The organism is Rhodococcus sp. Leaf225, assembly GCF_001426145.1.
Taxonomy (GTDB): domain Bacteria; phylum Actinomycetota; class Actinomycetes; order Mycobacteriales; family Mycobacteriaceae; genus Rhodococcoides.
Genome location: NZ_LMRN01000009.1, coordinates 346795 through 372561 on the forward strand (window position 1 = coordinate 346795; position 25767 = coordinate 372561).

Below are 25767 nucleotides of genomic sequence, written 5' to 3' on the forward strand. Positions count from 1 at the left end.
TTTCCGGGAGGAGGTCAGGCCTGGTGGCCGGCCTCGATCTCGAGCAGCAGGCCGATCTTGTCGCCGACGACGGCGCCGCCACCCTCGAGGGGCATGTCGATGCTGATGCCGAAGTCCTTGCGGTTGATCGTGGTGGTGGCCTCGAAGCCGGCGACCGGTCCGTTGCCCATGCCGGCGTTGACTCCGTTGAACTCGACGTTCAGATCGATGGACTTGGTCACGCCGTGCAGCGTGAAGTCACCGGTGAGCACGAAGTCGTCGCCCTTGGCCTTGACCGAGGTGGACCGGAAGGTGGCAGTGGGGAACTTCTCGACCTCGAAGAAGTCGGCGGTCTTGAGGTGGCCGTCGCGCTGCGCGTTGTCGGTGGTGATGGAGGCGACGTCGATCTCGGCGTCGATGGTGGGCGCGCCGTTCTCGTCGACCGCGATGGTGCCGGTGAAGGTCTGGAAACGGCCACGGACCTTGCTCACCATCAGGTGGCGGACGGTGAACCCGACGGTCGAGTGGGTGGCATCGATGGCCCACGTGCCGGCGGTGAGCTGGGGGACGGACACTGCTGCAGTCATGACGAACTCCTGTGTGGTTGAAGGTTCAAGCCTCACAGTACACAACCGGACCGCGGTCCGCATCTATTCCCGCGGAGGAGAATCCTTGCCGAGCGGGTGGGTGGCCGACGGCTGTTCCGTCCGCTCCCGAAGTTCCGTCCGCTCGCGCTGCTCGACGGCGAGATCGAAGTGCAGGTCCTCGTGCTGGTGCTTGCGGAACAGGATCAGGAAGACGACCCAGCCGACGAGCGCCACCAGGATGAAGCTGACCAGGCGATACACCAGTGCGGACGCGACCGCTTGTGACGCGCTGATGCTGGCCGCGGTGGTGAGGGTCGCGATGAGAGTGGCGTCCACGATGACCAGACCACCGGGCGCACCGGGGATGGATCCCACCGTCTTGCTGGCCGAGAAGGCGATGAGGAGCCCGTAGATCTTCGGATCCGCGCCGATGGCGTAGCAGGCGAACCCGAGGCACGCGACGTCCGCGAGGCGGTGCACCGCGGAGAAGCCGAGCGACACCGTGCCGTCGCGGGCACCGAGGCGTACCGACTTCACCTGCTCGACGATCTCGTCCAGCCGAGCCATGCCCGTGTCGGGATCGTTGTTGCGCAGCGAGTTGTACTTCGACAGCCCCCACCGGCCGATGCCCACGATCGACTGGGGGTGGGAGCGGACGTAGCGCACGCCGGCGATGAGGGCGATCACGCCGGCGACGGGGACGATCAGTGCGAGGGTGTTGGCGCTGCCGCCGACGAGGAAGGCTCCCGTCACGCCCAGGACCGCCAGCCCGAGCGCGGCGATGACGCCGGAGATGGCGAGCTGCCACGACGCGACCACCGGGCTCGCGCCCCAGCGGCGTGTCTCGCGGTACGTGAACGCTGTGGAGAAGACCTGGCCGGCCGGCAGTGTCAGCGCCATGGCGGTGCTGCCGTAGATGACTGAGAGCGAGCGTCGCTGCGATACGCGGACACCGCCCGCGCGCAGCAACTGCTTCTGGACACGCGCGAACGCGGACAGCGAGATCGCTTGCATCACGACGCAGGCCGCGGCCCATCCCCAGTGGATCTCGGTGAGGGCGCGCCACGACTCGTGCAGGCGCGGCCACAGGTAGACACCCTCACCGACCAGCAACGCCACGAGGGCGACCGCGGCCACCCAGCGCAGCCATCGCCATCTGCCACCGGCGCGGGGCGACCCAGCGGATCGGCCCTGCTCCGGAACTACCACGGCACCGAGAGTAACGAACGGTGCCGACGATCAGCGCGGATAGTCGACCGGGGAGGCCAGGTGCGTCGCGCGACGCCGTCCGCGCAGCTGCACCTTCTCGCCCAGTTCCCACTCGGACTGCTCGTCCTCGTCGGCGAAGTACAGTGCCGACGTCGACGCGAGAACCCGACTGGGAGTGAACTTCGCGAGTTCCGTCAGGCGCGACGCCTCGTTCACGGGATCACCGATGACGGTGTACTCGAAGCGTTCCTTGGCGCCGATGTTTCCCGCCACCGCCAGTCCGGCCGACACGCCGATGCCGATGTCGAGTCCGGCGATCTCGGTGAGCTCGCTGCGCAGTTCCCGCGCTGCGGACAGTGCCGCGGTGGGTGCGTCCGGGCGATCCAGGGGCGCGCCGAAGATGGCCAGCGCCGCGTCGCCCACGAACTTGTTGACGAAGCCGTGGTGCCGGTCGACCACGTCGACGACGACGCGGAAGAAGTCGTTGAGCAGGTCGACGACCTCGCCGGGCGGACGTTCGGAGGCGGCGGCCGTCGAGCCGACCATGTCGACGAACAGCACCGCGACGAATCGGGTCTCGCCGCCGAGCTCGGTGCCGAACTTGAGGGCGCGCCGCGCGACGTCCTCACCGACGTGCTGCCCGAACAGCTCGCGCAGGACTGCACGCTCCGACGCGTCGGCCATCATCCGGTTGAAGCCGACCTGCAGACGGCCGATCTCACTGCCGTCGAACACCTCGACCTGGACCTCGGTGTGGCCCTCCTGCACCTTCTCGATGGCGCGGCGCAGCTGACGGATGGGATCGGAGATCTGGCTGGCGGTGAGCATCGACAGACAGAACGCCTGAATGATCGCCAGCACGCAGAGCAGGCTGATGGCGATGGCCAGCGAGTCGGGGGAGAAGACCAGGTCGGTGGTCAGCTGGGTCGCGCACAGCAGCAGGATTCCGACGACGGGGATCAGTGTGCCCAGTCCCCACGTCATCGCCATGCGTGTACCCACACCGGGCGTCATCGTGCGGTCGAAACTGCCCTCGCTGAGCGCCTGCGCGGCGACGGGCCGGAGGATGCGTTCGCCCAGCATGTAGGTGAAGCCGAAGGTGATCGCCGCGGACATGGCGACCGTCACCGCGACGGCCACCGCGAGCGACGGCATCTCCGACGCGGTGAGCAGCATGAAGATGACGCCGCCCACGATCCAGAGCACCAGGTGCACGATGGCCTGGCGCAGCGGTGCGTGCAGGGCGGCCATCTGCTCGGATCGGCTGGGCGGTCCACCGCGGATCTGCCACCGCATGACACTGCGCAGCATGACGGCGGCGGTCGCGAGGCTGACGACGGCCGCGAAGAGCAGGTACGCCCCGAAGATGAAGACATTGCGCACCCGATCGACGACGATCGACTCGTTCTCGGGAATGGGCAGCCCGTACCGGACGAAGGCGAACACCAGGATCGCGCCGAGCAGATTGGCCAGGAGCATCGACGCGAGGTACAGCGGCCAGCGACTTCTCAGGGTCAACGAGACCGCACGTAGAAGCGTCAGCACGAGGTCAACTTACCGGGTGCTCGGTTAGGCTTCCTCGGTGACGGACGATCCGGCGGAGTCGGTACACCCTGTGGTACGTGTCGGAGCTGCGTGGACGTGGCGTCTGTTGGTGTTGTTCGCCGGTCTCGTGGTGATCGGCATGATCGTGCACCGGCTCGAGAGCGTCGTCGTCCCGGTGGCACTCGCCCTGCTGGCGTCGGCGCTGCTCTCCCCGCTCGTCGACTGGATGCAGCGGCGCGGCATCCCGCGCGTCGTCGCGGTCATCGTCTCGATCCTCAGCAGTCTCGGGCTGCTGGTGGGCATCCTGACGTTCGTCGTCGAGCAGTTCATCGAGGGCGTACCCGCCCTCACGGATCAGTTCACCGGCAGCGTCACCCAGATCCAGGACTGGCTGACGCAGGGGCCCCTGCACTTCAGCGAGGACCAGATCCGCAGTGCCGGCGACTCGGTGGTCCGGTCGGTGCAGTCGAATCAGGAAGCTCTCACCAGTGGCGCGTTGACCACCGCGGCGGTGATCGGCGAGATGCTCACCGGGGCTCTGCTCGTGCTCTTCACCCTCATCTTCTTCCTCTACGGCGGACAGCAGATCTGGGACTTCGTGTCCCGGATCGTCCCGACGCGGGCGCGCCGCCGGGTCCGGTTGGCAGGCAGCCAGGCGTTCGGCTCGCTGGTGGGGTACGTGCGCGCCACCGTCGCGGTCGCCGCCGTGGACGCCATCGGTATCGGCACAGGACTGGCGATCCTCGGTGTCCCGCTGGCTCTTCCGCTGGCGTCACTGGTGTTCATCGGAGCGTTCATTCCCATCGTGGGTGCGGTGCTCACCGGCTTCGTCGCGGTGCTCGTCGCCCTGGTGACCAAGGGATTCATCACGGCGCTCATCGCACTCGCGATCGTCATCGCCGTGATGCAGGTCGAAGGCCATGTGCTGCAACCACTCCTGCTCGGTCGCGCAGTCCGTGTGCATCCCCTGGCCGTGGTGCTCGCCATCGCCACCGGCATCGTCATGGCGGGCATCATCGGTGGCCTGCTCTCGGTGCCGCTCGTCGCGATGGCCAATACCGCTATCCGCTCACTGCTCGCCGACGATCCCGAGGAGGCGTACGAGGAGATCGCCGACACGGATCCGTCGGAACCGATGTTCCCGGCCGCGCCGAACAGTCCGCACCCCGAGAACCAGAAGCTGAGCCGTGGCGAGGTCGACGGTCCCGCGAGCTGACGCCACCGGTGTCGCGGAGGCACCGCTGTGGCGCGCCGCGGCAGCGTTCCGACTGGTCACCGTCCTGTACGTGGTCGGGTTCCAGTTGGTCGTCCAGGACCGGTACGACGCACCGCGCCTGAGCTGGCTGTTCGTCGTCGTCACCGTCATCTGGTCCGGAATCGCGGCCGTCTCGACCCTGACGACGCCCGCGCGGCGCCCCGTCGTCGTCGCCGACCAGATGATGACGCCGGCATTGATCTGCAGCACGCTGCTGGTGGCGAGTCCGGCATGGCGCCAGGACCACCAGGTGCTCCCGACGACGATCTGGGTGGCCAACGCCGTGATCGGTGCCGCCGTCCTGGGAGGCCCCCGAGCGGGGCTCGCCTCGGCGGCAGTGATGACCGCCGCCATCGCCGTGGTGCGCGGCACCGTCGACGGCGAGTTGTGGCGCGACTCGACCGGGCCCGTGCTGTTGTCCGTCGGTCTGGCACTGGGGCTCGCGGCGCGGACGGCGCGCCTCGCACGCAGCCGCCTGGACGAGGCGGTGGCCCTGGCCGCGGCGACCGCGGAACGCGAGCGCCTGGCCCGCGAGGTGCACGACGGTGTGCTGCAGGTGCTGGCCATGGTCAGTCGTCGCGGCCACGAGATCGGAGGCGCAGCAGCAGAACTGGCAGATCTCGCCGGCAGCCAGGAGGCTGCGCTCCGCGCCCTGCTGTCCGGGTCGGCCACCGGGCGTACCGACGGCACTGCCGACCTGGCCGCGCTGGTGCGCGCTGCGGTGGGCACGCGCGCCGTGGTCTCGGCGCCGTCCGAGGCCGTCGTTCTCCGGGCGTCGGCCGCGTCGGAGCTCGCGGCCGCGACGCTCGCCGCCGTCGACAACGCGCATCGACACGGCGGGTCCGACGTCCACGTGTTCGTGCTGGTGGAGGACTTGGGGGACGAGGTGATGGTGACGGTGCGCGACGACGGAGCAGGAATGGCACCCGGCCGTCTCGACGAGGCGCGTGCGGAGGGACGGCTCGGCGTCTCCGGCTCGATCGTGGGCCGGACGGCAGCCATCGGTGGGCGTGCGAGGGTGGACAGCAGGCCAGGAGAGGGAACGGAATGGGAACTGACGCTGCCACGGACAGCGCCGACGCCTCGGTGACGGTGATGGTCGTCGACGACCACCCGATGTGGCGTGACGGAGTGGCGCGGGACCTCGACGCGCGGGGCTTCCGTGTGGTGGCCACCGCCGACGGAGTCCGCTCGGCCACCGCGCGTGCGCGGGCGACGTCGCCGCAGGTGGTCGTCATGGACATGGACCTCGGAGACGGAACCGGAGCCGAGGGCACCGCGTCGGTGCTGGCGGTCTCGCCCGACAGTCGGGTACTGGTGCTCTCCGCGTCCGCCGAACGGGACGACGTGCTCGGCGCGGTCAAGGCTGGGGCGACCGGCTACCTCGTGAAGAGCGCCTCCATCGACGATCTGGTGTCCGCCGTACAGGCGACGAGTCGCGGCGATGCGGTGTTCACGCCCGGACTGGCCGGGCTGGTGCTCGGGGAGTACCGGCGCATGGCAGCCGCCCCCACGGCTGCGGAACCGCCTCCCGTGCTGACCGAGCGCGAGACGGAGGTGTTGCGCATGGTCGCGAAAGGGTTGAGCGCCAAGCAGATCGGCGTTCGGCTCGGTATCAGTCACCGCACAGTCGAGAACCACGTGCAGGCGACCCTGCGCAAGCTGCACCTCGCGAATCGTGTCGAACTCACCCGGTGGGCGCTCGAGCAGGGGCTGCAGTGACGGCGTCGTGTTCACTACTCTGGTCGCCATGACCGGAGACGGCACCGACCCCAGGAACATGCGCGTGAGCGACGCCGAACGAGAGCACGTGGGCGGCCTGCTCCAACGCGCCGTCGGACAGGGGATGCTGTCGCTCGGCGAGTTCACCGAGCGGATGGACTCGGTACTGGCGGCCAAGACGCGCGGTGAGCTCAACGCGGTGCTGGTCGACCTGCCGGGCATGACACTGCAGGGCGGCCCACCCCAGCAGGCCGGACCGCTCGCCGTGGTCCCGAGCGACGCGCTGACGTCGGCACCCGGTCACCCGGCCACCGACGGTGCACCCGTGGACATCCGAGCCACGATGTCGACGGTCACCCGTTCCGGTACCTGGACCGCGCCGTCGGCCATCCGGGTCGCGTCGAAGATGGCCACGGTGACCCTCGACTTCAGTTCCGCGGTTCTGACCTCGCGCGAGGTGCGGATCGACGTGGACGACTACTGCAGCACCATCACCGTCGTGGTGCCCGAGGGTGCGTCGGTGGATCTCGACGGCGTCGACACCATGGGCGGCAGTGCGACCAACAAGGTGCGCAGCCGGCCTGTCGAAGGGGGACTGCACGTCGTCGTGCGAGGACGCATCCGCTTCGGATCCGTCACGGCCAAGCACCCGTTCGGGACGTCCATCAAGCGCATGTTCGGGTAGGAACTGCACCCTCGGCTGAGTAGAACGGCGTCGGACTCGAGTAGTTTCCCGTGTTCCCCCGGTCCGCCCCGGCCAGCACGATCGAGGTATGACCACTCCCTCGATAGATCCGCGACTCGTGCACGTGCTGTCCGGTGAGGTCGCCTCCCTGCAGCAGCATCTCGCCCGCGTCGGCCACGACCTGGGTCTCCTCCGACAGCAGCTCGACGGTCCGCCGATGCAGGCCCCGCTGCAGGTGCCCCCGCAGCAGCACCCCGTCTCGAGGCCACAGGTGCAGAGTCCTCCGGTGTCGACTCCCCCGGTACGGCCGATCCCGCGCCCGATGCCCACGCCTCCCCGTGACACCACCCCGTGGTGGCAACGCGACGGTGTCGTCAGTCGTGTGCTCGCCGCCGCGGGCGCTGCGGTGACCGTCATCGGTGTCGTGATGCTGGTGGTGCTCGCGGCGCAGTCGGGCTGGTTCGGGCCCGGTCCTCGTGTCGCCGCGGGTGCGCTGCTGTCCGGAGCGCTCGTCGCCGCCGCGCACCGTGTGGTCGCCCGACCCGGTGGCCGCGTCGGCGCCGTCGCACTCGCCGCGACGGGATTCGCCGGGCTGTATCTCGACCTCGCCGCCGTCACCGCGCTGTACGGGTGGGTGCATCCCGTCGTCGGGCTCGTGGTGGGACTCGGTGTCGCCGCGCTCGGCGTCGCGGTCGCACTGCGCTGGTCGTCGCAGTCACTCGCGGTGATGGTCGTGGCCGGCATCGCGACACTGGCACCCGTCGTCACGGGCGGCATCACGCCGGCACTCCTCGCATTCCTGGTGGTCGTGCAGATCGCCGCCTCGCCGGTCGACGTCCGCGAACAGTGGGTCTGGTTGCGCGTCGTCCGCACCGTCCCGGTCGTCGGAGCGGTGCTGCTCGCCGGGCTGCTCGCCCACGTGGAGACGGTCCCGACCGCCGATCTGCTGCCGCTGCTCGTCGTCGCGGGACTGTCCTTCGGCACTTCTGTCGTCGCCTGGTGGACCACCCTCGCCCACCGCGCCGTGGACCCGGCGTCGCTCGCCTCGATCGCGGCCACCGCCGCCGCGGTCCTCGTCACCGCGACGCTGTTCTCTCGCCCCGTCGCCGGCGGCATCGACGCTGCGGTCGCGCTCGCCCTGGTGGCGATCCTGGTCGCTCGACGCGAGCTGGTCACCACGGTTCGTCTGGTGCTCACAGCGACGGCTTCGGTGGCGGTGGCGTCGGCGCTGGTGACGGGCACGGCCGATCAGGTCCGCATTCTCGCCCTGCTGCTGGTCGCCACCACGGCGCTTCTCGTCGGCGCCCGGACCCGCTCGGGTGTGTCGGCCGCAGCCGGCGCGTTCTTCGCCCTCCTCGGAACCAGCGCACACTCGCAGATCACCTCGGTCGACTCGCTGAGCAGCCCCGTTCGCGCGCTCGACTCCGGCTGGGCCTCGGTGCCCGCGTCGGTCGCCATGATCGCGATGGCTGTGGCGGGAGTGCTCGCGGCACTGCGCACCATCGGGGACGCGACTCTCCGAACCCTCGCCGCCGGCCTGGCGGGAGTCGCCGGCCTCTTCGGTGCGACGGCGGTGTGCGTCATCACCGGCATCGAGATCGGCGGCCGCACCGGGTTCCTCGTCGGCCACGGCGCAGCGACCATCGTGTGGATGACCGTCGCCGTCGCACTGCTGATGCGTGGTCTGTCCGACGCCACCGGTACCCGCGCGGTCCTCGCCGCTGGTCTGACCGTGGCGGCCTCGGCCATCGCCAAGCTGTTCCTGTTCGACCTCAGCGCACTCGGTGGACTGCCCCGCGCCGCAGCGTTCCTGGTGGTGGGAGTGATGCTGCTCGGTATCGGCACCCGCTACGCGAGGTCGTTCGCGGACCGCGCCGTCACTGCCGACGCTGGCGGGCCAGCAACTCGCTCACACTGATGGCACCGGACTGACCGTGGTGACGACCGCCCGACTCGTCGTCCCCGTCCCGAGCCCGCCGGCGACCCGATGTGGTCGTCGGCGGTGTCTCGTCGGGCTCGGGGACCTCGGGCGTGGAGGGGTTGTGGGTCTCGGGCTCGGGTGCCGGCCGATCCTCGCGCTCGGGCATGCGCAGACCGGCGATCCAGGAATCGACCTCGGCGCTGGTGCGCGAGCCGTTCCCGTGGGGCCCTCCGTTCCCGTTGCTGTGACCGTTCCCGTTCCCGTTCCCGGTGCCGTTCCCGTTGCCGTTGGAGTGGCCGTTCCCGTTGCTGTCGCCGTTGCGGGGCCGATCGACATCGATGCCGTCGCCCGAGACCGAGCCGTACCGGAACGACGTGGTCTCGTGCCCGTTCGAGCCGTTCGAGCCGTTCGAGCCGTTCGAACGCTGAGCGACCGACGGCGCGCGGAGTTCGGCGAGCCAGCTCTCGATGGGGCGCGGGGCGGGTGCGCCGTTCCGCGGTGCCGGCTCGGCCGACGTCGGCTCGGGACCGGCCGTCGGACGACTCTGCTGATCGTCGGAGGCCCGGGCGGGTCGGGTCTCTGCCGGGCGGGCGACCCGAATCTCCTCCGCGGGCGCGGGTGCGACGGGAGGTGCCGTGGGTTCGACGGCGCGCGGTGCGACGGGCTCCGGCGCGGCGGGCTGCTGCACCGGGGGTTCCTGCACAGCGGGCTTCTGCACGCGCTCGGGAGCCGGACGCGGGGCGACCGGCCGGGGACGATCGGGTGCGACGCGCTCGGGCATTGCACGAGCGGCCGACGGGCCGCTCTGCATGACCCGCGGAATCGGCTGGGTGAGCGGTTCCCGCGTCCGCGCCGGGAGCGGTGCAGACCCGATCGCGACGAGCTCGGGGACATCGGTGGGCATCATCTCGGCGTCGAGGATCGGCTCGCCGAGCCCCAGCTTCTGCTGGATGCGCTTCATCCACTGCGGCGCCCACCAGCAGTCGTCGCCGAGCAGCTTCATCGTCGCCGGGACCAGGAACATGCGGATCAACGTCGCGTCGATGATGAGCGCGGCGATCATGCCGTAGGCGATGTACTTCATCATCACCAGCTCGGAGAAGGCGAAGGCGCCCGTGACGACGATGAGGATCAGTGCGGCCGCGGTGATGATGCGACCGGTGTGCGAGGTACCGACGCGAATGGCCTCGGTCGTACTGGCTCCGCGGGCTCGTGCCTCCACCATGCGGGAGAGCAGGAACACCTCGTAGTCCGTCGACAACCCGAAGATGATCGCGATGATCAGCACCAGGACCGGGGCCATGATCGGCCCGGGAGTGAAGTTCAGCAGACCCGCGCCGTTGCCGTCGACGAAGATGAACGTGAGGATGCCGAGCGTCGCGCCGAGGCCCAGCGTGGTCATCAGGATTGCCTTGAGAGGGAGCACCAGCGACCCGAACGTGAGGAACATCAGCAGCGTCGTGACCAGCACGACGAGCGTCGCCATGAGGGGTAGTCGGTCCACGAGCGCCGCGATCGAGTCCTGCTCGATGGCGGGCGTGCCGCCGACCGACAGGGTCACCCCGTCGGGAACGTCGATGGAGCGGATGTAGTCGATGGCCGGCGACGACACGTTGCGGTCGACCAGGCCCGCCTTGAGCACGGCGACACCGTTCTCGTTGCGCTCGATGGAGAACCGTTCGACGAGCCCGGGAGCGTTGGACGCCTCGCGCAGGACCGTGCCCAACTGCGGACCCTCCGCGTTCTCGAGCACGATCTTGAGCGGCTCGGTGCGGTAGGACGGGAAGTTCTCGTCGAACACGTTCTGTGCGACACGGGTGGGGTTGTCCGGCGGCAGGTACGTCTCGTTGATGCCGCCGAACTTGATGGCACCGACCGGCAGCGTGAGGATCAGCAGGCCCAGGACGATGGGCACGCACACCTTGAGCGGGTTCCGCATGACCCAGCGCGTGAGCTTGCCCCACGGCCCGGACTCGATCTCCTCGGTCGTCTTGGTCTTGCGCATGCTCTTCAGTCCGAGAGCGTCGATGCGCGGGCCGAGGATCGACAGGATCGCCGGGAGAATGGTGATGGCGGTCAGGGCCGCCAGAGCGACGGTGGCGATCGCACCGAACGCGACGGACTTGAGGAAGCCCTGCGGGAAGAGCAGCAGACCGCCGAGGCTCGCGACGATCATCGTCGCCGAGAAGACGACCGTGCGGCCCGCGGTCATGACGGAGCGTTGCACGGCCTGCTGTGTCGTGCGGCCGTCGGCCAGTTCCTCTCGGAACCGGCTGACGATGAACAGCGCGTAGTCGATGGCCAACCCGAGACCGATGAGCGAGACGACGGGCGCGACGAAGCTGTTGACCTCGACGAAATTGGTGAACAGCCGGACCATGCCGTTGGCCGCGACCACGGTGAGACCACCGATGATCAGTGGCAACGCCGCAGCCACGACGCCGCCGAACACGAAGAACAGGAGCACGCCCACCACGGGGATGGCGAGGATCTCCATGCGCTTGATGTCGCCGGCCATGGTGTCGTTCAGCGCGTTCGCGATGGGCTGGAGGCCGGCGAGCTGCACGTCGACGCCGTCGATGGCGAACGCGTCCTTCACGTCACGGAAGTTGTTGGTCAGTTCCGTGTCGTTCGCGCCGGCGATCGCGAACGTGGCGATCGCCTTCGTCTTGTCGGGCGAGGCCAGCGCGGGGAGCCGCTGCTGGAAGTAGTTGATGTTGATCTTCGAGATCTTGTCCGAGTGCGCCGCCATCATGGCGTCCTGACCAGCGGTGACGGTCTGCTGGAACGCCGGGTCGTCGACCGTCGATCCCTCGGGTGCGGTGTAGAGGGCGACGACGTCGCCGGTGCTGTCGCGACCGAAGGTGCCGTCCGCGGTGACGGCGGCGTGCACCGACTCCGAGTTCGGGTCGTCCCAGCCGCTCTGACTCAGGTGATCGTTGAGGCTGAGTCCGTACGCGGCGAGGCCCAGCAGGAACGCGACCATCACACCGATGACGGTGAACCGTGATCGGTGAACCAGATCTCCCCAGCGAGAAAACACTCAGGACACTCCTTGACGCCCGACGAGCAGGGCGGACAGCGGACGGAACGGCTGCAGCCAGGCGCCCTCGTCCGGAAGGGACTCGAGGCTGACCCGCGGCAGTGGTTCGCGGAACACACCGGGGATGTCCTCGAGATCCAGGAACTCGAGAGTCTCCGACGTGACGGCCCAACTGGCGTGTTCACGGAACCCGAGGATCTGAACGGGCACACCCGTCGCCGCGATGGCTTCGAGTGGGAGCCGGAAGGCCTGGCCGTCCGCGGACGCGACCACCACTCCCGCGAGACCGTGGTCCCGTGAGCGGAGCTCGATGTGATCGAGCATGTCGGAGTCGACGTCGCTGTCCTCGTCGATCTTCGGCTTGGCGAAGACCGCGAAGCCCACGTTACGCAAGGCCTCGACCCAGGGACGAACGACGTCGGCGCTGCCCTGGGCGATGTTCGTGAAGACCGTGGCCTCGGGTTCGAGGCTCGCGGTCTGGTGCGCGGAGAGCTGGGCGGTGCGGCCGAGCAGCCATCGGCCCAGCGCATCGAAGCGCGGGCGGTAGGCGGCGGTGGGTCGTCCGCCCAGGATGGCGCCGAGGCCCATGTCCAGATTGGGCGCGTCCCAGACGAGCAGGACCTTCTTGGTATGGCGAGAATCACCGGCGCCGTCGAGCAAGGCCGTGTCCGTGTTCTGTTCGTCCACGCTCATCGGAGTGGGTTCTCGCTCTCTCGTCGCGTGATCGTCGCCGCAGCGACGTCGGTCGCTCCGGTGGATGGCCTGCCCCAGACGAACTCGCTCGTCGGCCTGCCGACCTGCTGGGCCTTGCCCTCGAACTTCGTCACCGGACGGTCGACGGACAGGGAGGACCCCTCGACGGTACGTCGTTCGGCATCGAACGGCAGCCGCGTCAGAGCGGGCTCCGCGTCACCGACCTCCTCGATCCACTCCGCGTAGTCGGCGTGGTCGGTGGCGACGTGGAGAATGCCGCCGGGCTCGAGACGGTCCGCCACCAGGGCGAATGTGGCGGCCTTCAGCAGTCGGCGCTTGTGGTGCCGGGCCTTGGGCCAGGGGTCGGGGAAGAAGACTCGGACGCCGGCGAGCGAGCCGGGAGCGACCATGTTCTCGAGCACGTCGGCAGCGTCGCCCCGCAGAATGCGCAGGTTGGAGAGACCTTCTCGCTCGATCCCCTGGACCGTCTGCGCGATTCCCGGTCGGTAGACCTCGACGGCGACGAGGTTCACGTGCGGTTCGGCGGCCGCCATCGCGAGCGCGGCGGTGCCGGTCCCGGAGCCGATCTCGAGAACCACCGGGGCGGTCCGGCCGAACCACGACGCGGCGTCGAGCGGCTCGTCGGCCACCTCGCGGCCGATGCCGGGCCACATCCGGTCCCACGAGGCCTGCTGCGGTTCGGTGAGCGCGCCGCGTCGGGACCGGAAACTGGTCACCCGGGGATACAGCCGGGAACCGCCGGACCGGCTCTCGTCGGCACCGTCGGACAGGCCGTTCTCGGGCGCTGCGTCCACGGCACGGGGGTCGGTCATCCTGTCATTGTCTCCCATGGACGCATTTCGTGACAGCAGGGTCTCGACTTCAGGTCGAGACTCTGGCCTACCGACACCGGGATCGGCGTGTGAGAATCGCCCCGTCGCATCTGCAGAATCGGGGGATCACGGATGCCGGGGACCGAGTCGAGCGCGCTGCACCGCGCGGTGACCGAGCTGGAACGCAGCGTCGACGACGCCGCTCTGCGGGCGGTGATCGAGCGATGGCGTTCCCCGGTGCGTCTCGCCGTCGCGGGACGCCCCGGTGCGGGCAAGTCCCGCGTCGTCACGGCGCTGGTCCTTCCCGAGGCGGCCGAGGTGCACGGGGTGGACGCCCCCGACCTTCCTCCTCCCGTCCTGGACCACGACGTTCTCGCGCTCGTCGTCGCTCGGACCGTGAGCGCCGCGGACCTCGAGGTGGTGGCGGCACGGCCCGGTGGTGACACCCTCGTGGTCCTCGGGCGCACCGACCTCCCGATCGACGCGGACGCCGTCGCCGCGGTGCTGCCGGCCGGGATGCCCGTGATCGGCGTGGACGACGTCGACACGCTCACCCGTGCCTGGGCGACGGCGGTGTCGCGCGCGGCGAGGTGCCGCGACATCGCCCTGCTCGCCGCGGTCGAGACGGTGGCCGCTCGGAGTGCGCTCGGAAGGTCGTCGATCGAGACGTTTCTGCGCGCCCCCGAGGTGGCTCACGTCCGGAGCGGTGCACGCGCGTGAGTCTCGACCTGCCCGCCGACGCGGCCCGAGTGGTGCGGACGTGGAGTCCCGACTCCCTGAGTCGGCTGGGGCGAGGACCCGCACCGGCGCGCACCGTCGCCGTTCTCGCGGCACCGGGTCTCGACCAGGAGGCGGTCGGTGCGGTGGTGACCTCCGCGGGATGGTCCGTCCGTCCCGTCTGCGCGGCCTCGGCCGTGCTCGTCCTGGTGGATCCCGCCCTGCCGCCGGGCGGTGCCCTCGTCCGGGCGGCGCGGTCGATCCCGGCCGATCTTCCGGTGGTGCTCCGGATCGCCGCCGGACCGGACGACGCGCGGCGCGTCCTCGCCCGATGGGCGGCGTCGGTCCCGCGCGCCGACGCGGTGGTGGTGTGCGGTCCCGACGACGATGCAATCGTGGACGCGCTCGCTCGGGCAGCGGACCGGGTGGACCCGGCAGAGGCGGGGCGGACGGCGGTGGACCGTGCGCTGGCCGAGGCCCGCACGGCACTGACAGCGGCGGCCCGACGCGACACGGGCAGCGCGGACCTCGCCGACGCGCGGGAACGCCGGCGCCGGGCCGCGTCGATCGCGACGGACGACGGACTGCTCCTCCGGCGGTCGACGGCCGAGCTGCGCCTCGATCTCGCCCACCGGGTCGGCGTGCATCGGCGGGAGACGGGCGCGCGGGTCGCCGCCGCCGTCGGGGACGCGAGCTTCGCCGACCTCCGACGCCTTCCGTCCGTGGTCGCCGCGGAGATCGATGCGGCGACGGGTCGGCTCGCGGACGAGGTGACCACCGCGCTGACCGCGGTCGGCGCCGTGGACTCCGCACCCCGGGTCGAACGCGCGTCGACGACCCACCAACCGCCCCCGTCGGCCGGGTGGGGAGTCGACGAGGTGGTGGCGGGTGTCGTCGGTGCCTCGGCGGGTGCCGGGGTGGGGCGGGTGGCGGTGTGGGCGGCCTCCCTCGGCGGCGCGTCGGCCGGGTTCGTGACCGTGCTCTGCGCCGCGATGATGGCCGCCGCGGTGGTGCGGACGAGGCTCCTCTCGACGCGCCGCGCGCGCCTGCGCCGATGGGCTGCGGACGTGGTGGCCGATGCCGCCTCCGGCTGGGAACGGGACACCGCGTCCCGTCTCGTGATCGCCGACTCGTGGCTGACCGCGAGACTGTCGGCGCAGGTCAGAGACGCCTCCGCCCGGCGGAACGCGCTGATCGCGGAGATCGACGGCGAGATCCGAGACATCACGTCCCGAGCTGCCTCGCGGGCGGCCGCTTATCAACGGGATCTCGACGTGCTGGACCGCGTCGCCCTCACTTTCGGGCGGCGGGGAACCGTCTCTTCGCTGGATGCGTCCAAGCACGAGGTGGGAACGACAGCGAGGAACACGGGGGACTGAGATGGCCGAGTGGTCGGGATCGTTCGACCCGGACGGGCCGGGTGTCGCGGACGACGGGTTCGACCCCGCCCTCGATCTCGACGGGGACGGCACCGCCGACACGGCGGTGTTGCACGGAGGTCTGTCCGACGTCCACGCGTCGGCATTCCATCGGAGTGCGACGGAGATGACGGTTCTCAGCGATCTCGACGGTGACGGCGACGTCGACCGTGCGACGGTCTTCGAGGCCGACGGCGGCTACACCGTGTGGGTGTCCTCCACCGACCTCGCGGACGGTCCCGACGCCGTCTGGCGTGCGTCCGAGCGCGGGTCGCTGTGACGCGATAGACACCAAATGTCCTGACATAGTGCGCTTTACGGCCAGGTCACTGAATCGGTTTTGTGACGGAACGGACATGCCCCGAGTGCCCTGGCCGTTCTTCACAGCGTTAACCTCTAGGTCCAGGACACTCGGGGCCCTGCGATCTGTCGATCGAAGGTCACGGGACTACCCCGCCCACTGGGAACCCATGGTTCGCTCACGCACTTCGGTTCGGCGCCGATCGACGGACCGAGGCGGTGACGGCCACACGTTCCTGCACCACCCCAGGAGACAAGATGACCGCGACCATTCCGGGTCTCAACGGAACCGACGGCACGCCGCCCACGACGCATGCAGGCCTGCTGGCCTGGGTACGTGACGTGGCCGAGCTGACCCAGCCCGACCGGATCGTCTTCGCCGACGGTTCGGACGAGGAGTGGAACCGCCTCACCGACCAATTGGTCGACGCGGGGACGTTCACTCGGCTGAACGCCGAGAAGAAGCCCAACTCGTTCCTGGGCAACTCCGACCCGTCCGACGTGGCGCGCGTCGAGTCGCGGACCTACATCTGCTCCACTCGGGAGATCGACGCCGGTCCCACCAACAACTGGATGGACCCGGAGGAGATGCGCGGCACGATGCGCGATCTCTACCGCGGATGCATGCGCGGTCGCACCATGTACGTCATCCCGTTCTGCATGGGCCCGCTCGAGGCCGACGACCCCAAGCTGGGTGTCGAGATCACCGACTCCGAGTACGTCGTCGTCTCCATGCGCGTCATGACGCGCATGGGCGCGAAGGTGCTCGAGAAGCTCGGGGACGACGGCTTCTTCGTCAAGGCTCTGCACTCGCTCGGAGCCCCGCTCGACGAGGGTCAGCAGGACGTCCCGTGGCCGTGCAACGACACCAAGTACATCTCGCACTTCCCCGAGGACCGCGAGATCTGGAGCTACGGCTCCGGCTACGGCGGCAACGCGCTGCTGGGCAAGAAGTGCTACTCGCTGCGTATCGCGTCGGCCATGGCCCACGACGAGGGCTGGCTGGCCGAGCACATGCTGATCCTCAAGCTCATCTCGCCGGAGGACAAGGCGTACTACATCGCCGCGGCGTTCCCGTCCGCCTGTGGCAAGACCAACCTCGCGATGATCCAGCCGACCATTCCGGGCTGGCGCGCCGAGACCATCGGTGACGACATCGCGTGGATGCGCTTCGGCAAGGACGGCCGGCTGTACGCGGTCAACCCGGAGTTCGGCTTCTTCGGTGTCGCGCCCGGTACCAACTGGGACTCGAACCCCAACGCGATGCGCACCATCGATCAGGGCAACGCCGTCTTCACCAACGTCGCGCAGACCGACGACGGCGACGTCTGGTGGGAGGGCCTCGAGGGCGACCCCCAGCACCTGATCGACTGGACCGGCAAGGACTGGACGCCGGACTCGGACAGCAATGCGGCGCACCCCAACTCGCGCTACTGCGTGCCGATGTCCCAGTGCCCGTCCATGGCGCCCGAGTGGGACGACCCGCAGGGTGTGCCGATCTCGGCGATCCTCTTCGGTGGCCGTCGCAAGACCACCGTTCCTCTGGTCACCGAGGCTCGCGACTGGCAGCACGGCGTGTTCATGGGCGCCACCGTCGGTTCCGAGCAGACAGCAGCGGCCGAGGGAACCGTCGGCACCATCCGCCGCGACCCGATGGCGATGCTGCCGTTCCTCGGATACAACGTCGGCGACTACTTCCAGCACTGGATCGACCTCGGCAAGAACGCCGACGAGTCCAAGCTCCCGAAGGTGTTCTACGTCAACTGGTTCCGCCGCGGCGACGACAAGCGCTTCCTGTGGCCCGGATTCGGTGAGAACTCCCGCGTGCTGAAGTGGATCGTCGAGCGCATCGAGCACAAGGCCGCCGGTGTCGACACGCCCATCGGTGTGGTGCCCACGGCCGACGCGCTCGACATCGACGGACTCGACGTCGCCACGGCCGATGTGGCCGAGGCGCTCGCGGTGAACGTCGACGAGTGGAAGAAGGAGATCCCGCTCATCGAGGAATGGTTCGACTTCGTCGGCGAGAAGCTCCCCACCGGCATCCAGGACGAGTTCGACGCTCTCAAGCAGCGCCTGAACTTCTGATCCACCACCACTGACGCCCGCTCCCGATCACGGGGGCGGGCGTCAGTGCTGTTTCGGGGTGACCAGTGCGGCCGCTCCTGTGAGAGTCCCGACGGCCCCGAGGGCAGCGGGGACCACCGTGAACGACTCGAGGAAGCCGAGCCGGGCGTGCAACGCGACGGTCTCGCGGATGGGGTTCCACAGCGCCGGGCCGGCCGCGCTGAAGCCACCGCCGAGGACGGCCGTCTCGATGTCGAGCAGCGCCGCGGCGGACGCGATCGCCTGTCCCAGCGCCACGCCGGCCCGCTGGAGGGCGGCGACCGCCACCGGGTCGGCGGCGCGGGCCGACTCGGCGAGGTCGATGCCGGTGGCACCATCCCAGCCGTTCTCGCGGGCCCAACGGACCGCGTTCGGGCCGCTGGCGACCGTCTCGACACAGCCGACCCCGCCGCAGGTGCAGGGTTCGATGGATCCGGGGACGACGATGTGTCCCACGTGCCCGGCGTTGCCGCTGTGGCCGCGAACGATCTCGCCGCTCAGGACCAGGCCGCCGCCGATGCCGGTCGACACCACCATGCCCAGCACGTTCTGCACGTGGCGGGCGGCCCCGAAACGATGCTCGGCCAGGGCCGCGCACGCACCGTCGAGTGCCAGGGTCACGGTGGCGTTCGGAACCACGCCGCGGACGGCCTCCACGAGCCCGAAGCCCTCGTACCACTCCGCGATGTTGATCGGCGCCACAGTGCCGGCAACGGTGTCCACGGGCCCGGCCGACGCGATACCGACGGCCTCGATGTCCTGGAACTCGACCCCTGCCGCGGACACCACCGAGAGGAGAAGCTCCTCGCACGCCGCCCAGACGTTCTCGGTGGGGGTCGGAACGACGACGGGGTCTTGCGGTCGTCCGTCGGCACCCACCACCGCGGCGGTGAACTTGGTGCCACCGATGTCGAGTGCGAGCGATGTTCTCTCGGTCGTCGTCATTCACGCCACCCTAACGGGAAGCCCGAGTCGCTCTGTATCACCGCAGGGCTGGCGTACTCCTGTGGAGTGTGACCACAATTCATGCCATGGACGGGGGTCCGGGGCCGAGAGGCGCCGTCCCGAGTGACGCACGCGCGCTCGGGACTCACTTCGGTCGGGCCCGTCGGGACCCGGCCGGTGATGCCGTGTGGGCGACCGCCGCCGACCACTTCCGGGCATGGCGGGACGACGGCGATCGAGCCCGCTTCGACGATCTCGTGCGGGTGCTGACGCCGCCTCTGTGGCACGTGGTGCGCGCGGCCGGCACCGACGAGGACCAGGCTTTCGACGTTATGCAGACGGTGTGGCTCGCGTTGGTCAAAGATCCGCACCGGGTGCGCGACAGCGATGCCGTCGGCAAGTGGTTGGTGGTCAGCGCGCGGCGGGAGTCGTGGCGCGTGGTGGGGCGCGATCGCCGGGTGACACCGCTCGACCCCGTCGAGGTCCCCGAGCTGGTCGCCGACGGAACCGCCGAGACCGAGGCGGTGGAGGCGTCGCATCGCGAGGTCCTGTGGCGACAGGTGGGAGCGCAGTCCGAGCGGTGTCAGCGATTGCTCCGCGTCGTCGCCTGTCTCGACACCACCGACTACCGCACTCTCGCAACCGATCTGGGACTCGCCGTCGGCAGTATCGGCGCCATCAGAAGGCGGTGCCTCGATGCGCTGCGCTCGTCGCTCGAGAAGGAGGGCTGGACCCGTGGGTGACGTCTGGTCTGCACGAGACAGGGATCTGCTCGAGGCACTGCAGGAGATGTGGTCTCATCGCGACCCGCCGCCCGCGGGACTCGCGGACGATCTGATCGCCGTGCTCGCCGGCGCCGGTCTCGAGGAGGACTGGGAACTGCTCAGACTCGTCGGCGGCGACCTGACGGGCATCCGGTCGTCGTCGGAGGTGTCGACGTTCGAGTTCGACCTCGGTTCGGTCTCGGTCGTGGTGCGCCTCGCTCCAGAGTCGCCGTCGAGCGGACGCCTCGACGGATGGCTCACCCGTGCCGGCGATCCGGGCGACGCCGAGTATCCACCGGGCCGTGTCGTCCTCGTGATCGACGACGCCGAACGTGTCGGCGTGATCGACGCGGAGGGTCGTTTCGAGTTCAGCGGCATCCGAGGCGACCACTGGCGACTCCGCTTTCTCGCGCCCGACGGCGCCCGCCGTTTCCAGACTCCCGACATGCCGCTCTGAGAGAGGAACCCCCATGACATCGTCCTTCGAGAACGAGCCGCGACCTTCAGAGAACGAGCGGTGGTCGCGAGTACCGGACATCGCTGTCGGAGTGCCCGGTGACCGCGGTCGCCAGCAGCCGACGGTGTACCTTCGGACGGCTCTCCTGGTGGACCGGTCGGCATCGCACCAGGACGATCCGCTCACCGACCTGCGTTCGGCGGCGGAGCGATTCGGGTGGGAGATCGACGCGGATCGCGGTGTGAACCGGGTGGTGCGGGTCCGCGATCGCACCCGCGACGACGAGGGAGTGGAACGGTCGATGCAGCGGGTGCTGCTCACAGCGACCCCGTCGTCCCCGACCCCCGACGTCGACGCCGTCGCGGTGCTCCGTGCGTTCCGTGGTGCGGACCGTGATCCGGACGTCACGGTGACCCTCGAACACGTCCTGGCGGCCGGACCCTTCATGAGCCCGTTCATGTCCCCTTTCATGTCGCCGTTCATGAGCCCATTCATGAGTCCGTTCATGTCCCCCTTCATGTCCGGGGGATCTTCCGCCGGGTCGTACGCCTACCCCGGCGCGGGTGGCCGACAGCCCGTGGCGTTCGTGGGCAGTCCCCCGGCGCGTACGCCCGACGACAGGATGACGAGCACCCGACCGCGCGTGGCGATACTCGACACCGGGTGCGGTGCCCACGACTGGCTGACGTTCGTCGAGCGCGGGGTGGACCAGAATCCTGTGATCGGGGTGCACGACCCGGCGACGGACCCGGAGGTCCACCCGGACGTGCTCGGTCCACTCGACGGGGCGATGGATCCGCTCGTGGGGCACGGCACGTTCATCGCCGGTCTGGTACACCAGGAGGCGCCCGACGCGGACATCCTCGCCGTTCGCGTACTGGAGAAGGACGGCATCGTCCACGAGTTCGATCTGATCGCAGCGCTGTCCGGTCTGGCGGACTGGATCGAGGCGGACGGTGCGCACCGCGTCGACGTCCTGAACCTCTCGCTCGGGTACTACCACGAGGACGTCGAGGACCCGATGTTCCCGTCATTGCTGCGCGACGTCCTCACCGATCTGCGGGTTCTCGGCGTCACGGTCGTCGCATCCGCTGGTAACGACGCGACGAGCCGTCCGTGTTACCCCGCGGCGTTCGCGGTGGACCCCGTCGTCGCGGGGGCCGCGCCGCTCGTCGCCGTCGCGGCCGACAATCCCAACGGAACGCCTGCGATGTTCAGCAACGCGGGAGCCTGGGTCACGACGTCGATGACAGGAGCGGCAGTGATGAGCACGATGCCTGACTTCGACGCCGGGTCGAGCCCACTCGCACGGTCCGCATCGACCTCGGGTGCCGCACGCGAGACCATCGACCCGGACGACTTCCTCGGCGGTTTCGGGGTGTGGAGTGGAACGTCGTTCGCTGCGCCGATCGTGGCCGGCCGCATCGCCGCCGCGCTGACAGGCGGAGCCGTGTCCGCGGCCGACGCGGTGGCGGTCGTGCTGGGTCGTATCTCCGAGGAACATGCTGCACTTCGCGCGAAAGCGGCTGCGCGCGTGAGGGGAAGCCGGTGATGCCCGCATCGTGACGGAATCCGCACGCGCGTTGTGCGACACCGCACTCGCGCTCATCAGCGCCGGGCGTCACGACGACGCCCGGCGACTGCTGGTGCGCGCGGAGAGCCTGCACCCGGACGGGGTCGTGCGTGCGGACTTCATTGCCGCCGCCACCTGGGTCATGGTCGAGACGGGCGAGTTGGCCGGTGCGCGGGAGCGGTGTCGCCGCGAACTGGGGGATCACGACGCCGGCCGGACCGACCTCGGTCCGGGCGGTCGGGCCGTGGTGCTGGCGCGGCTCGCGGCGATCGAGGTGCGGGCGGGGAACGACGACCTCGCATTGACACTGTTCGCCGGCGCTGTCGGCGATCTCGGTGACCTGCCCGCAGCGCGCGGTCGCACACTCATCAACCGGGCGTACGTGTTGCTGCGCCGTCGGGAACTGGTCGCGGCTGCCACCGACCTCGACCGGGCCGCCGACGCGTTCGCCGAGGTGGGCGATGATGTGGAACTGGCGAAGGTGACACACAACCGCGGGTACGTCGATCTGCTCGCCGGCGATCTCGCGGGCGCGCTGGATCGGATGACCACGGCCCGCCTGACGCTGCGTCACCTGTCGGCCGCGCATCGTGCGGTGTGCGATCTCGACCGCGCGGAGGTGCTCGAGGCAGCGGGGATGGTCGGGGACGCTGTCGACACTCTCACCGAGGTTCTGGCGCTGTTGGAGTCGACGTCGGAATGGCACACGCGGGCGGAGGCGGAACTCGCTCTCGCGCGGCTCGTCGCCGTCGACGATCCGGGGCGAGCCGCCCGCCTGGCGGACGATGCCGCTCGACATTTCCGCGACCATGGAAGCGAGGTCTCCGCCGTGCGTGCCGACGCGATCGGCATGCGCGTACGGCTGGTCGCGGGGACGGAGCCGGCGTCCGTGGCCGCGGCGGAGTCCCTCGCGTCACGTCTGGACGGTGAGCACCTGACGTCCGAGGCGGCGGACCTGAGAGTGCGGGTGGCGTTGCGACTGCTCGACACCGACGGGCCCGATGCGTCCGAGGACTACGCGCAGCGCATCGATGTTCGTCCCGATGCGCCGGTACCCACTCGGCTGCTCGATGCGCAATACCGCGCCGAGGTCGCGCGTCGCCGCGGTGACCCGCGGTCCGCGTTGCGCCGGGTCGCCGCCGTCATGGACGACTTCATCGACTGGCAGACGCATTTCGGCAGCCTCGGACTGCAGGTGGCGACGCAGCACCGGGTACGGGAAGTGTTGGTGCAGGGCATGACCTCCGCGTGGGAGACCGGAGACCCGCACGAGGTGTTGGCATGGTCGGAGCGGGCTCGCGGTGCGGCGGCGGCGTGGAACCCGGTCGGCGCGCCGCGTGATCCTCGCGTGAGCGTGGCGTTGGCGGAACTGCGGTCGCTGCGCGACTCGTCCGACCACGCGCGTGTCACGGAGCTGCACCGGTGGGTGCGCGATCTGGGATGGACGGGATCACGTCCGGGGCCGGTCGACCGTCCCGGGCTCGACGACGCCCGGTCCGCGCTGCAGAGTGCCGGAGCCGACCTGGTGACGTACCTGTGGCTGCGGGACCGCGTCGTCGCGTTGACGGTCACCGAGAGTGGTCCGAGACTGCACGATCTCGGCCCCTGGGCCGATCTGGACGCGGTCGTCGCCGGGTTGCCGGCCGACCTGGATCTCGCTGCGGCCGACCTCGGGGCGTCGCTCGCCGCGGGCGTGGCGACCTCGCTCCGACGCCGCCTGGCCCGGCTCGATGCGATGCTCGTCGAACCGCTCGACGAATTGGGTCGACGACGCGTACTGCTGACCGTGCCCGGTGTGCTCGGTGGTGTTCCGTGGGCGATGTTGCCGTCGTTCGCCGGGCGGTCGTTGTCGTCGGCGGTGTCGGTCGGGTGGTGGATGGGAAGTGCAGGGACACAAAGATGGTCGGGCCCGGCGGCGGTGATCTCGGGGCCTGGAACCGACCACGGTGAGCGTGAGGCGGCATCGGTCGCGGACGCGTGGTCGGGTACGTGCGTGGTCGGCGCGGAGGCGACGACGGAGCGGGCGTCGGCACTCGCGGCGGAGTCGGCCACGCTTCACGTGACGGCCCACGGCGGCCTCTCCCGCGAGCACCCGCTCTTCTCGTCGATGCGCCTCGCCGACGGCCCGTGGTTCGGGCACGACGTGTGCCAACTTCCGCAGGTGCCCTCCCTCGTGGTGGTGTCGGCGTGCGAGATGGGCCGTGCGGTAGGCGAATACGACACGTTGGGGATGGCGCGTGCGTGGCTGCACGCAGGTGCGCGGTGCGTCGTTGCGGCACCCGCCAACATCGACGACGCGCGCGCCGCGGACGTGCTGCCCCGGATCCATCGGCGTATCGCCGCGGGCGTGACGCCCGCAGATGCCCTCGTCCCGGAGTTCGCCGACGGATTGCACGGCAACGGAGTTCCGATTCTGTGTTACGGAAACGGATGGTAGGTGTATCTCCGCACGCGGTCCGCGCTCCTTCGGTTATGTGAGTGAGGCGACAAGCGCCGACTCTTCCAACCGACGGGGAGCCGTATCATGACCACGATCACACCACCCGGAACCACCGGATCCGACCGCACCGCATCGCCTTTCGAGGCCGCCAGAGCGACGGGTGTCCACGGCGCGTCCAGCATCCAGACCTTCATGCCGGGTGTGGGCGGGCTGTCGAGGACGCACGGAGACGCGGACGGGTTCGCCGCGTATCTGAACCGGTTCTCTCCCGGCAACTTTCGCTTTCGCGACTCCGGGGTGCAGTTCTGGCAGTACGCGGAGCCGTACGACGACTGGCAGGGTGTGTACGGCAGTGATGCCGTGTCGGTCTTCTACCACTCGGGTCACGGCACCATGGACGGTGCGGGTGTCTTCTACGCACCACTGGGGGCGGCGTGGGGCGGCAAGGACTGGATCAGGTCCGACGAGATCACCTGGGGCAACGAGCGTCTGCGCTACGCCTTCTGGTCGACGTGCCTGTCGCTGCGTGTGCACGGCGGACACAGCCCATGGCGCACGTGGGCGGCGCACGCGGCCGGCATGCGCATGCTGTTCGGGTGGGAGACGGTGAGCTGGGACGTCGACGTGTACGGCCGCAGGTTCTGGGACCACTGGAACACCGGACAGTCGTTCTCGGCGGCGTGGCTCAACTCGGGGTGGGACGGTGGTCGCGATCAGGCGCCGTCCGCGTGCGGTATGGGGGCCACGGAGGGCGAGGCGAAGGACAGGGTGTTCGCCGAGCGCACCATCATGACCGCGCCGGCGTCCTCGAACTGGTGGTGGTGGACGTACTACGATGCGGTACGCAGTGTCGGGGCCCCGACTGTGGGGGCGAACGAGTCTCCGGCCGAGGCGATGTCGGTGCAGTGGGACGACATGGTGTCGCTCACCGGTGCACTCGGCGAGATCGGGGCGACCACCGTGCACGGGAACCTCGCACGGGTCGCGTTGGCGCACGAACGTGATGCCGACCGTCGCGCATCGAGCGAACTCTCGGCGGCGGATGTCACGGTCTCCGCGCAGAGTGTGATGTCGGCGCTCGACCTTCCCGGGGTGGACACCGAGCCCCATCTGGTTCGCACCCAGCGCGCGGCGGGTGCCCGCGGGGACGGATCCGAGAATGTCGCTCCCCACGTTGCCGGGTACTCGGTCGAGTACCGCCAGATCGTCGAGGGATCTCGGGTCATCACACCCGAGTCGGGTTATGTCCGAGTGCATCTCGACGCAGCCGGACGTGCGCTGTCGGCAGACGTCGCCGTCCGTCCGGTCCGGTCCGTCCGGACGACGCCGCGTCTCGCGGTGCCCGTTGCGGGCGGAGGCGGTGTCGTCCCCACGGTCGGCGCACTTCTCGGTGCAGCGGCGTCGGAGCACCCCGACATCCCGTCGGACGCGGAACCGATTCCCGGCAGTCGCGAGGTGGGGCTGATCGACGACGGAAACATCGCCGTGCGCGGGGCGCACGAAGGGTATCTCGTGTCCGCCGGCCACGAGCTCGAGAAGAAAGTGCGGGTCTCCGTCCCGCTCGATCGCTAGGAG

General features: G+C 69.8%; 21 protein-coding genes. 14 read left to right on the plus strand and 7 right to left on the minus strand.

The features are described from left to right. Positions 1 to 14 precede the first annotated feature (14 nt). The 3 genes from ASG69_RS06005 to ASG69_RS06015 form a co-directional block, all read right to left on the minus strand. Positions 15 to 566, minus strand: a complete 552-nt coding sequence (locus tag ASG69_RS06005; RefSeq protein ID WP_056441207.1) for a YceI family protein — start codon at positions 564 to 566, stop codon at positions 15 to 17. 63 nt (positions 567 to 629) lie between these two features. Next, positions 630 to 1775, minus strand: a complete 1146-nt coding sequence (locus tag ASG69_RS06010; protein WP_051613437.1) for a lysylphosphatidylglycerol synthase transmembrane domain-containing protein — start codon at positions 1773 to 1775, stop codon at positions 630 to 632. A 30-nt stretch (positions 1776 to 1805) separates the two neighbouring features. Further along, positions 1806 to 3254 carry an adenylate/guanylate cyclase domain-containing protein gene (locus ASG69_RS06015; RefSeq protein ID WP_037186160.1) on the minus strand — a complete coding sequence of 483 codons (1449 nt, stop codon included), beginning with the start codon at positions 3252 to 3254 and terminating at the stop codon, positions 1806 to 1808. A gap of 103 nt (positions 3255 to 3357) precedes the next feature. On the opposite strand from ASG69_RS06015, the gene ASG69_RS06020 reads away from it, so the two are divergent. The 5 genes from ASG69_RS06020 to ASG69_RS06040 all read left to right on the plus strand — a co-directional run bounded on the left by ASG69_RS06020 (position 3358) and on the right by ASG69_RS06040 (position 8900). Next, positions 3358 to 4536, plus strand: coding sequence for an AI-2E family transporter (locus tag ASG69_RS06020; protein WP_056441209.1), 1179 nt, complete (start codon positions 3358 to 3360; stop codon positions 4534 to 4536). Beyond that, on the plus strand, positions 4508 to 5665 hold the full coding sequence (gene macS, locus ASG69_RS06025; protein ID WP_056441211.1) for a MacS family sensor histidine kinase: 1158 nt from the start codon (positions 4508 to 4510) through the stop codon (positions 5663 to 5665). The genes ASG69_RS06020 and macS overlap by 29 nt, the downstream gene beginning before the upstream one ends. Then, positions 5623 to 6297 carry a response regulator gene (locus tag ASG69_RS06030; RefSeq protein WP_027506351.1) on the plus strand — a complete coding sequence of 225 codons (675 nt, stop codon included), beginning with the start codon at positions 5623 to 5625 and terminating at the stop codon, positions 6295 to 6297. Before macS ends, ASG69_RS06030 begins: the two co-directional genes overlap by 43 nt. A 28-nt stretch (positions 6298 to 6325) precedes the next feature. Continuing rightward, positions 6326 to 6982 carry a DUF1707 SHOCT-like domain-containing protein gene (locus ASG69_RS06035; RefSeq protein ID WP_037186162.1) on the plus strand — a complete coding sequence of 219 codons (657 nt, stop codon included), beginning with the start codon at positions 6326 to 6328 and terminating at the stop codon, positions 6980 to 6982. 88 nt (positions 6983 to 7070) lie between these two features. Continuing rightward, positions 7071 to 8900, plus strand: coding sequence for a DUF2339 domain-containing protein (locus ASG69_RS06040; RefSeq protein WP_056441214.1), 1830 nt, complete (start codon positions 7071 to 7073; stop codon positions 8898 to 8900). Here ASG69_RS06040 and ASG69_RS06045 read toward each other — a convergent pair. Genes ASG69_RS06045 through trmB form a run of 3 tightly spaced genes read right to left on the minus strand, consistent with a single transcriptional unit; the run spans position 8860 to position 13472 of the window. Further along, a complete protein-coding gene (locus ASG69_RS06045; protein WP_082544282.1) occupies positions 8860 to 11946 on the minus strand; it encodes an MMPL family transporter in 3087 nt (1028 codons plus the stop codon). The genes ASG69_RS06040 and ASG69_RS06045 overlap by 41 nt on opposite strands. Then, positions 11947 to 12639 (minus strand): NYN domain-containing protein, encoded by a 693-nt coding sequence (locus tag ASG69_RS06050; protein WP_056441216.1) that lies wholly within the window; start codon positions 12637 to 12639, stop codon positions 11947 to 11949. Next, entirely contained in the window at positions 12636 to 13472 is an 837-nt protein-coding gene (gene trmB / locus ASG69_RS06055; RefSeq protein ID WP_231476385.1) for a tRNA (guanosine(46)-N7)-methyltransferase TrmB, read from the minus strand. The genes ASG69_RS06050 and trmB overlap by 4 nt, the downstream gene beginning before the upstream one ends. A gap of 132 nt (positions 13473 to 13604) precedes the next feature. Here trmB and ASG69_RS06060 point away from each other — a divergent pair, with 132 nt between their 5' ends. The 4 genes from ASG69_RS06060 to ASG69_RS06075 all read left to right on the plus strand — a co-directional run bounded on the left by ASG69_RS06060 (position 13605) and on the right by ASG69_RS06075 (position 17995). Continuing rightward, positions 13605 to 14192 (plus strand): hypothetical protein, encoded by a 588-nt coding sequence (locus ASG69_RS06060; RefSeq protein WP_027506177.1) that lies wholly within the window; start codon positions 13605 to 13607, stop codon positions 14190 to 14192. Then, positions 14189 to 15568: a hypothetical protein gene (locus tag ASG69_RS06065; protein WP_056441219.1), complete on the plus strand. Its 1380-nt coding sequence runs from the start codon at positions 14189 to 14191 to the stop codon at positions 15566 to 15568. The genes ASG69_RS06060 and ASG69_RS06065 overlap by 4 nt, the downstream gene beginning before the upstream one ends. A 1-nt stretch (position 15569) precedes the next feature. Further along, positions 15570 to 15887, plus strand: coding sequence for a DUF6802 family protein (locus ASG69_RS06070; protein ID WP_056441223.1), 318 nt, complete (start codon positions 15570 to 15572; stop codon positions 15885 to 15887). A gap of 278 nt (positions 15888 to 16165) precedes the next feature. Next, positions 16166 to 17995, plus strand: coding sequence for a phosphoenolpyruvate carboxykinase (GTP) (locus tag ASG69_RS06075; RefSeq protein ID WP_056442205.1), 1830 nt, complete (start codon positions 16166 to 16168; stop codon positions 17993 to 17995). A gap of 42 nt (positions 17996 to 18037) precedes the next feature. Here ASG69_RS06075 and ASG69_RS06080 read toward each other — a convergent pair whose 3' ends face one another. After that, positions 18038 to 18958 (minus strand): ROK family protein, encoded by a 921-nt coding sequence (locus ASG69_RS06080; protein WP_056441224.1) that lies wholly within the window; start codon positions 18956 to 18958, stop codon positions 18038 to 18040. Positions 18959 to 19044: 86 nt separating this feature from the next. Here ASG69_RS06080 and ASG69_RS06085 point away from each other — a divergent pair, with 86 nt between their 5' ends. The 5 genes from ASG69_RS06085 to ASG69_RS06105 all read left to right on the plus strand — a co-directional run bounded on the left by ASG69_RS06085 (position 19045) and on the right by ASG69_RS06105 (position 25764). After that, positions 19045 to 19701, plus strand: coding sequence for an RNA polymerase sigma factor (locus tag ASG69_RS06085; protein ID WP_156380441.1), 657 nt, complete (start codon positions 19045 to 19047; stop codon positions 19699 to 19701). Then, positions 19694 to 20179 (plus strand): hypothetical protein, encoded by a 486-nt coding sequence (locus ASG69_RS06090; RefSeq protein WP_056441230.1) that lies wholly within the window; start codon positions 19694 to 19696, stop codon positions 20177 to 20179. Before ASG69_RS06085 ends, ASG69_RS06090 begins: the two co-directional genes overlap by 8 nt. A 13-nt stretch (positions 20180 to 20192) precedes the next feature. Further along, positions 20193 to 21731 carry a S8 family peptidase gene (locus tag ASG69_RS06095; protein ID WP_056441233.1) on the plus strand — a complete coding sequence of 513 codons (1539 nt, stop codon included), beginning with the start codon at positions 20193 to 20195 and terminating at the stop codon, positions 21729 to 21731. A 10-nt stretch (positions 21732 to 21741) separates the two neighbouring features. Next, a complete protein-coding gene (locus tag ASG69_RS06100; RefSeq protein ID WP_056441237.1) occupies positions 21742 to 24189 on the plus strand; it encodes a CHAT domain-containing protein in 2448 nt (815 codons plus the stop codon). Positions 24190 to 24276: 87 nt separating this feature from the next. Continuing rightward, positions 24277 to 25764, plus strand: a complete 1488-nt coding sequence (locus ASG69_RS06105; protein WP_056441240.1) for a DUF6345 domain-containing protein — start codon at positions 24277 to 24279, stop codon at positions 25762 to 25764. The last annotated feature ends 3 nt before the right edge of the window (positions 25765 to 25767 follow it).